The organism is Microbacterium sp. 13-71-7 (genome assembly GCF_002257455.1).
Taxonomy (GTDB): domain Bacteria; phylum Actinomycetota; class Actinomycetes; order Actinomycetales; family Microbacteriaceae; genus Microbacterium.
The window spans coordinates 1-7,463 of the sequence record NZ_NCKN01000200.1 but is presented as its reverse complement, the minus strand read 5'-3'; the positions used below and the strand labels follow the sequence as shown (position 1 = coordinate 7,463).

Sequence of the window (7,463 nt, the reverse complement as noted above, 5' to 3'; positions counted from 1 at the left end):
ACACCGGCATCAACCCCGAAGAAGGCCTCTGGAACCGAACCGGATGGCTCCGCAACAGATGACACGCCCAAACCATCCACACGTTCTGGCCTATAAGCCGCGCTGGGGGCCCGCCCGACATCACGAAACAACGACAGAGGGACCGACCCTGCGGGCCGGTCCCTCTGTCGTTGGTCGGGGTGACAGGATTTGAACCTGCGGCCTCTTCGTCCCGAACGAAGCGCGCTACCAAGCTGCGCCACACCCCGTGGCAACCGTTCAAGTCTATACGGTGGGAAGCCGGGGAGCGAATCGAGGTGGAACCCGCGCGTGGCGCGCGGGACGAGTCTGTTGCCCGGGGCGGGGCCAGAGGATCGCCTTGGCGGTCCTGCGGATCGGCTGGTCCGGACGCGGAGTGCGCGTCGCCGTCAGCGGCGGCCGCCCGTCGTAGGCACGCCGCCTCCTCGGATCCTGCAGGCACAGCCTCCGCCTAGCAAGCGGTCAGCTGTCTCATACATGACGTCCATACGTTTTCGGCGTCCTGTGAGTTCGGCTGAGGGCGGCGCTGCCGGCGGTGTGAGGGGTGATGCAGATGAGCGAGGCTCGGTATGAATTCCATCCCTTCTCGATCGGAGTGACGAAGGCGGATTTTCCCATTCCCGCAAAGGCGGGGTGGCCTTTCCCGCGGGGGATCACCATTTCCTTCAGTCATCTGGAGCTCTACGTCTTCAACCTGCGAACGCATGTGGCGCGCGCACAGGTGGAGAGTCTGGAGCGAGGGCCGGGATTCATCCGTATCCGTTGGCTCACCGGCACGGCGATCATCAACTCCGTCACCGGGATGGACGAGATCCGTCGGGCATTCGTCGCGGCGGGCTACCGGTTCGATGAATGAACTTCGCCTCTTGAACCTCTCGAGCGGAACCGATCCGGCTCAGAGAGGATGAATGCGATGCTCGAACGACCATCGGGGTCACCGCTGTCGACGTTCCGCCCGCTTGGACTCGGCGTTCGAACCGGGGCGTTTCCCGTCAATGTCGGCTGGCCCTTCCCTTGTCGCCTCTCCATCTACCGGGAGGGACTCTCGTTCAGACTCCTCGGCGCGGAGACCTGGATTCCACACGAAGAGATCGAGATGATCCTGCGAGGGCCAGGACAGATTCGCGTCATCTGGTCGAACAACGGCGCCAACGCGTCGGCGACCGCCAGCGATTGGTTTCGTGTGGAGAGGTTGGTCGCGGCCCTCGAGGAGGGCGGATACAGAATCCTCGGTGCCTGACCAGCGGGGCGTCCCTCAACGAGCCAGGGCGGAGAACCGTCCAGAGCGATCCCGTCAGGCCCGCGGCAGCAGGGTCAGCAGGGTCGCCTCGGGACGGCACGCGAAGCGGACCGGCGCGTAGATGGAGTGACCGCAGCCGGCGCTCACGTTGAGGGGCACCGTGCGGCCGGCGTGGGACCAGGTGCTCAGCCCCTTCGCCTGCTTCAGGGGGATGTCGCAGTTCGCGACGATCGCGCCGAAGCCCGGGACGCACACCTGGCCGCCGTGCGTATGGCCGCCCAGGATCGCGTCCGCGCCCAGATCCGTGAACGCGTTCAGCACGCGCTGGTACGGCGCGTGAGTGACGCCGAGGACGGGGACGCCGGCAGGGCGTGATCCCAGCGCGTCGATCGCCGGGGGAAGCGCGTCGAGCTCGTCCCAGTCGCGATGGGCATCGTCGACGCCGAACAGATCCACCCGGGATCCGGCGACCTGAAGGGTCGCCGCGGCGTTGTCCAGGTCGACCCAGCCGAGGTCGTCGGAGAAGAAGCGGTCCAGGGCCTCGGTGTCGAGCTTCGGCGCCGAGATGGAGCGCGCCGAAGGGCCCATGAAGTAGCGGAACGGATTGCGGGGCGACGGACCGAACTTGTCGTTGGAGCCGTGCACGAAGACGCCCGGCGTCCCCGCGAACGGAGCGAACGCCGCGCGGACGCCTTCGAGGCCGTCCTCGTGGCCGAGGTTGTCTCCCGTGTTCACGACGAGGTCGGGGCGCAGCTCCGCCAGCGAGGCGAGCCAGCGCTGCTTGCGATGCTGCCAGGGCGCCATGTGCGCGTCGGAGACATGCAGGATCCGCAGCGGACGGGACCCCGCCGGCAGCGCCCGCGCCGTGGCGTGGCGCAGCGTGAAGAGATAGCGCTCGATGCCGATGCCCCAGGTGGCGGCCGCGACACCGGCGGCCCCCACCGCACCGAGTGCGATGAGGGCCGAACGGGTGGTGCGAGAGGTCGTCATCCTCAGCAGTTCTTCTTCACGTAGTTGAGCGTGACGGAGGAGCCCTTCGGCGCCGGGGTGCCGGCGGCGGGGGTCGTCGCGGAGACGGTGCCGGAGTCGTCGCCGTTGCCGGGTGTGCACGTACCCTTCACGGAGTTGAAGCCGGCATCCTTTAGCGCGGTCGCGGCATCGCCCATGGTCTTGCCGACCACGTTCGGCACCGGGACGCCCTGACCGTTGCTCGGCGAGATCGTGATCGTGCTGCCCGTGACGGCCTGACCGGGACCCGGATCCTGCTGGGCGACCTGGTCGGTCGGCAGATTGCTCTGCACGGCGGGGCCGACCGTGACCGAGAAGCCGGACCCCTCGAGCGTCTGCGTGGCCTGGTCGACCGTCATGCCGACCACGCTCGGCAGGTTCGTGTACGACTGCTTGAGCAGGCTCTGGGACGGGCTGGGGAAAGGGCTCCCGGGGAAGATGGCATCCGCCGCCGCGGTGATCTGGCGGCTGAGGCCGTATCGGATATCGGGGACGTTGACGTCGTGCGAGTAGTAGTTGTAGATGTCGGCGTCGCCGTTGGCCTGGCCGACCCACACCGCAGTGGTCGCCGCGGTCGAGGAATCCACCAGCATCGTCTGCGCGCTCTCGTGCGTTCCGGTCTTGCCGATGAGCGGCGTGCCGTCACCGGGGTTCGCACGCGATCCGGTGCCGCCCGGATCCATGACGCCCTTCAGCGCGAAGGCGGCGGTCGCCGCGATCTCGGGCTTGATGACCTCGGTGCAGGACGGCGGCGGGAGGGGGATGTCGGTGCCGTCGGGGCCGGTGATCTTGTCGATCGCATACGGCGCGCAACGCGTGCCGTTGTTGGCGACCGCCGCGTAGGCGGATGCCATGTCGAGCGCCGCGATGTTCTTCGAGCCGAGCACATCGAACGGCACGTTCTGATCCGTGACGCTGCCGCCGTCGCCTAGGTGCACGCCCATGCGCTGCGCGACCTGGTTGATCTCGCAGAGGTCCAGCTTGGAGGCCATCGAGAGGAAGCCGCTGTTCAGCGAGTCGCGGGTGAACTCCATCGGCGTGCCGGTGTAGCCGCTCTGGTTGTTGAAGTTCTTGATCGGCGTGTCCGTCGACATCGTGGAGTTGCCGCACTTCATGGTGTAGTTCTTCACGGGAGCCGCCAGGGTCTCACGCACCGAGTGGCCCTTCTCCAGCCAGTCGATGAGCGTGAAGATCTTGTACGTCGAACCCACGGAGAAGCCGATGCCTCCACCGTGCGCGGAGTCCGCGGCATACACGTACTGCGTCAGCCCGCTTGTGGCTGTGTCTGACTGCTCTTCGGTGAACCCCGTGTTCTGTGCGATCGCGAGAATTCGGCCTGTCTTGGGATCGATGGTCGTCGCGGCCGCACCGAAGTCCATGCCGGGGATGGTCGGGGTGGTGTGGTCGGCCATCGCCTGCAGCGCCGCGCTCTGCATCGGGGCGGAGAGCGTCGTGTAGACGTTCAGGCCCCCGCGCAGGAGCTTGTCCGCACGATCCTTCGTCGGGCCGAGCACGGAATCGAGCGAGGCGTCGTTCTCGAGCGTCGCCTTCACGTACTGGCAGAAGAACGCGTTGCCGCCCGCGTCGCCGCAACCCGAGGTCGGGGTCTTGATGGCCGGGGTGATCGGCTGCGCCTTGGCGGCCTCGTAGTCCGCCTTGGTGATCTTGCCGAGCACCTCCATGCGGTTGAGCACGTAGTTCCGGCGCACGAGCGTGTCGTGGTAGCCGTCGGCCTGGGAGTTCTTGCAGTTGTTGCCGTCCTTGTCGCAGTCGTACGTGCCGCCGGGCAGGTCGATGCGGAAGGCGTTCGGGTTCTGCACCATGCCGACGAGGGTCGCCGCCTGCACGGCGTTCAGCTGCAGGGCGGAAACGCTGAAGTAGCGCTGCGCCGCGGCCTCGATGCCGTACGTCGTGCCGCCGAAGTTCACCAGGTTCAGGTAGCCGATGAGGATGTCGTTCTTGGAATACTGCTTCTCGATCGCCGTGGCGTAGCGGATCTCCTGCAGCTTGCGCGCGATGCCCTTGGAGCCGACCGCGGAGGCCGCGTCGAGCCAGCACTGGTTCAGCTTCGCGTCGCGATCCTTGTCCTTGAGGGGGACGCCCTGCTCGCACTCCTGCAGCAGGACGTTCTTGACGTACTGCTGGCTGATGGAGGAACCGCCGTTGGTGGCGGATCCGCTCACATTGCCGACGATCGCCTTGAGCGTGCCGGTGATGTCGATGCCGCCGTGCGAGTAGAAGTTCTTGTCCTCACTCGCCAGCAGCGCGTCGTACAGGACCGGGGCGACCTGGTCGTACTTCACCGGGATGCGGTTCTGATCGTAGAAGCGCGCCATGACCTGATCGGCGCCGTTGGCGTCCTTGGAGTAGATCGTGGTCGGCTGCATCGGGCGGTCGACCTTCAGATTCGAGGGCAGACCCTCGAACAGGTCGATCGACTGAGCGGCGGCAGCACCGGTGACGGCGAACACCGGAGTGACGGTGGCCGTGACGAGCACACCGGCGACGACGCTGAGACCGACAAGGCCGGCCAGGCCGCTGAGCACACCGGTGAGCGTGCGTTTGGTCTGAGGCATACGCTTGATCGTAGGGGAGTTCCCTGAACGCAAACTTTGACGCGCCAGAGCGCGTCCGTCCCTCCGGGAGAGCCATGACCACGTGGGAATACCTCACCACACCGCTGCTGATCCACAACACCGCCGCCATCCTGAACAACTGGGGCAAGCAGGGCTGGGAGCTGGTGCAGGTGGTGACCGGGCCCGAGGGCGGGCTCGTCGCGTACCTCAAGCGCCCGGTCGGCGGCGATGCGGCCGCCAACACCGGCCTTTCCGCGGCGGCAGAGGCCTCGCGTCAGTTCGAAGGAGAATCCGCATGACCATCAGCGCCCGTCTCGCCGAGCTCGGCATCGAGCTCCCGTCCGTCGCCGCTCCGGTGGCCGCCTACGTGCCGGCACGTGTGCACGCGGGTCTCGTCCACACCTCCGGCCAGCTGCCGTTCGTGGCCGGATCCCTGCCCGCGACCGGCAAGGTCGGCGCGGAGATCCCCGCGGAGGACGCCAAGGGGCTCGCGCGCCTGTGCGCGCTCAACGCGATCGCGGCGGCGGCCGACGCGGCCGGCGGCGTGGACCGTCTCGGCGGTGTGCTCCGGGTGGGCGGCTTCGTCGCGTCCGACCCGTCGTTCTCCGGACAGCCCGGCGTGATCAACGGGGCGAGCGAGGTGCTCGGAGAGATCTTCGGCGACGCCGGCAAGCACGCCCGCGCGGCGGTCGGCGTGGCCGTGCTGCCTCTGGACAGCCCGGTCGAGGTCGAGGTCGTCTTCACCCTCGCCTGAGTCTTCACGACAGAAGGGGCGCTCTCCGCGGAGAGCGCCCCTTCTGTCGTCCAGGGATCCGGACCGTTCGACGAGTACGGGAACCTACTTCACCTGCGCCGAGATGGTCGACATCACCATCGTGTCCGCGAGCGTCGTGGTGTCGCCGACCTCACGGCCCTCTGCGACATCGCGCAGCAGGCGGCGCATGATCTTGCCGGAGCGGGTCTTGGGCAGCTCGCCGACGATGTAGACGTCGCGCGGACGCGCGATCGGGCCGATCTGCTCGCCGACCCAGCCGCGCAGCAGCTGCGCGAGCCCCTCGGGGGCGTGCGCCTTGAGGTAGCTCTCCTTGATGATCACGAAGGCGACGACCGCCTGGCCCGTGGTCTCGTCGGAGGCGCCGACCACGGCGGCCTCGGCGGTGGCCTCGTGCGCGACGAGCGCCGACTCGATCTCGGCGGTCGAGAGGCGGTGGCCGGAGACGTTCATCACGTCGTCGACGCGGCCCAGCAGCCACAGGTCGCCGTCCTCGTCGAAGCGCGCGCCGTCGCCGGCGAAGTAGTAGCCCTGCTTCTCGAACTTCTCCCAGTACGTCTCCTTGAAGCGCTCCGGGTCGCCCCAGATGCCGCGGAGCATGCTCGGCCACGGCTCGGTGATCGCCAGGAGCCCGCCGCCGCCCGCACCCTGAGGGTTGCCGTCGTCGTCGACCACGTCGATCGACACGCCCGGCAGCGCCACCTGCGCCGAGCCCGGCTTGGTCGCGGTGATGCCGGGGAGAGGGGAGACCATGATCGCGCCGGTCTCGGTCTGCCACCAGGTGTCCACGATCGGCGTGCGGCTGCCGCCGATGACGTCGCGGTACCAGATCCAGGCCTCGGGGTTGATGGGCTCGCCGACCGAGCCGAGCAGCCGCAGCGAGGTCAGGTCGTACTGGTTCGGGATCTCGCGGCCGAGCTTCATGAAGGAGCGGATCGCCGTGGGGGCGGTGTAGAGCGTGGTGACGCCGTACTTCTGGACGATGTCCCACCAGCGTCCCTGCTGCGGGGTCTCCGGCGTGCCCTCGTACATGACCTGGGTGGCGCCGTTCGCGAGCGGTCCGTACGTGACGTACGAGTGTCCGGTGACCCAGCCGATGTCGGCCGTGCACCAGTAGACGTCCGTCTCCGGCTTCAGATCGAAGACGACGCGGTGCGTGTACGACGCCTGGGTGAGGTAGCCGCCCGAGGTGTGCAGGATGCCCTTGGGTTTCCCGGTGGTGCCGGAGGTGTAGAGGATGAACAGCGGGTTCTCGGCGGGGAACGCCCGAGCCTCGTGCGCGTTCGATGCCGCACCGACGACGTCGCTGTACCAGAGGTCGCGCTCGTCGTCCCAGTCGATCTCGTTCTCGCAGCGCTTGACCACGATCACATGCTCGACCGTGTTCTGCTCGCCTTCGCCGCGATCGGCGAGCGCCTGGTCGACCGTGGGCTTGAGCGCGGAAGCCTTGCCCTTGCGGTAGCCGCCGTCGGCGGTGATGACGACCTTCGCCCCGGCGTCGTCGATCCGCGAGCGCAGGCTGTCGGCGCTGAAACCGCCGAAGACGACCGAATGGATCGCGCCGATACGGGCGACCGCGAGCATCGAGGCCACCGCCTCGGGGATCATCGGCAGGTAGATGGCGACGCGGTCGCCGTGTCCGACGCCGAGGCCCTCGAGCACGTTCGCGAGGCGCTTGACTTCATCGGTGAGCTCGGCGTACGTGATGCGCCGCTCATCGCCGGGCTCACCCTCCCAGAGCAGGGCGACGCGGTCGCCGTTGCCGGCCTCCACGTGGCGGTCCAGGCAGTTGTAGGCGACGTTGATCTCGCCGTCGGCGAACACTTCGCGAACGCGGGGTCGACCAGTC

At 67.9% G+C, this 7,463-nt stretch carries 7 protein-coding genes and 1 tRNA gene; 4 read left to right on the top strand and 4 right to left on the bottom strand.

Annotated elements, in window-relative coordinates:
- Positions 1-171: 171 nt before the first annotated feature.
- Positions 172-248: transfer RNA gene (locus tag B7X32_RS16215), tRNA-Pro, on the bottom strand.
- A gap of 314 nt (positions 249-562) precedes the next feature.
- On the opposite strand from B7X32_RS16215, the gene B7X32_RS16210 reads away from it, so the two are divergent.
- A complete protein-coding gene (locus tag B7X32_RS16210; RefSeq protein WP_292721891.1) occupies positions 563-874 on the top strand; it encodes a hypothetical protein in 312 nt (103 codons plus the stop codon).
- 57 nt (positions 875-931) lie between these two features.
- Positions 932-1,258, top strand: a complete 327-nt coding sequence (locus B7X32_RS16205) for a hypothetical protein (protein ID WP_292721889.1) — start codon at positions 932-934, stop codon at positions 1,256-1,258.
- Between the two features lie 54 nt (positions 1,259-1,312).
- On the opposite strand, the gene B7X32_RS16200 is transcribed toward B7X32_RS16205, so the two are convergent.
- Together B7X32_RS16200 and B7X32_RS16195 are read right to left on the bottom strand one after the other, a co-directional pair.
- The gene (locus B7X32_RS16200; protein WP_292721887.1) at positions 1,313-2,248 is read right to left on the bottom strand and encodes a metallophosphoesterase; all 936 of its coding nucleotides are present in this window, start codon (positions 2,246-2,248) and stop codon (positions 1,313-1,315) included.
- Between the two features lie 2 nt (positions 2,249-2,250).
- Entirely contained in the window at positions 2,251-4,842 is a 2,592-nt protein-coding gene (locus tag B7X32_RS16195) for a penicillin-binding protein (protein ID WP_292721885.1), read from the bottom strand.
- 74 nt (positions 4,843-4,916) lie between these two features.
- On the opposite strand from B7X32_RS16195, the gene B7X32_RS16190 reads away from it, so the two are divergent.
- On the top strand, positions 4,917-5,141 hold the full coding sequence (locus B7X32_RS16190; RefSeq protein ID WP_292721883.1) for a hypothetical protein: 225 nt from the start codon (positions 4,917-4,919) through the stop codon (positions 5,139-5,141).
- Positions 5,138-5,596 carry a RidA family protein gene (locus B7X32_RS16185; RefSeq protein ID WP_105686253.1) on the top strand — a complete coding sequence of 153 codons (459 nt, stop codon included), beginning with the start codon at positions 5,138-5,140 and terminating at the stop codon, positions 5,594-5,596. Before B7X32_RS16190 ends, B7X32_RS16185 begins: the two co-directional genes overlap by 4 nt.
- An 84-nt stretch (positions 5,597-5,680) precedes the next feature.
- On the opposite strand, the gene acs is transcribed toward B7X32_RS16185, so the two are convergent.
- The coding region (acs, locus tag B7X32_RS16180; protein ID WP_292721879.1) for an acetate--CoA ligase at positions 5,681-7,463 on the bottom strand (1,783 nt) is incomplete at its 5' end.

What these genes read in the sequence shown, in the direction of transcription:
- B7X32_RS16205 (WP_292721889.1), top strand. Translation starts at nt 932, where the DNA reads ATGCTCGAACGACCATCGGGGTCACCGCTGTCGACGTTCCGCCCGCTT.
- B7X32_RS16200 (WP_292721887.1), bottom strand. Translation starts at nt 2,248, where the DNA reads ATGACGACCTCTCGCACCACCCGTTCGGCCCTCATCGCACTCGGTGCG.
- B7X32_RS16195 (WP_292721885.1), bottom strand. Translation starts at nt 4,842, where the DNA reads ATGCCTCAGACCAAACGCACGCTCACCGGTGTGCTCAGCGGCCTGGCC.
- B7X32_RS16190 (WP_292721883.1), top strand. Translation starts at nt 4,917, where the DNA reads ATGACCACGTGGGAATACCTCACCACACCGCTGCTGATCCACAACACC.
- B7X32_RS16185 (WP_105686253.1), top strand. Translation starts at nt 5,138, where the DNA reads ATGACCATCAGCGCCCGTCTCGCCGAGCTCGGCATCGAGCTCCCGTCC.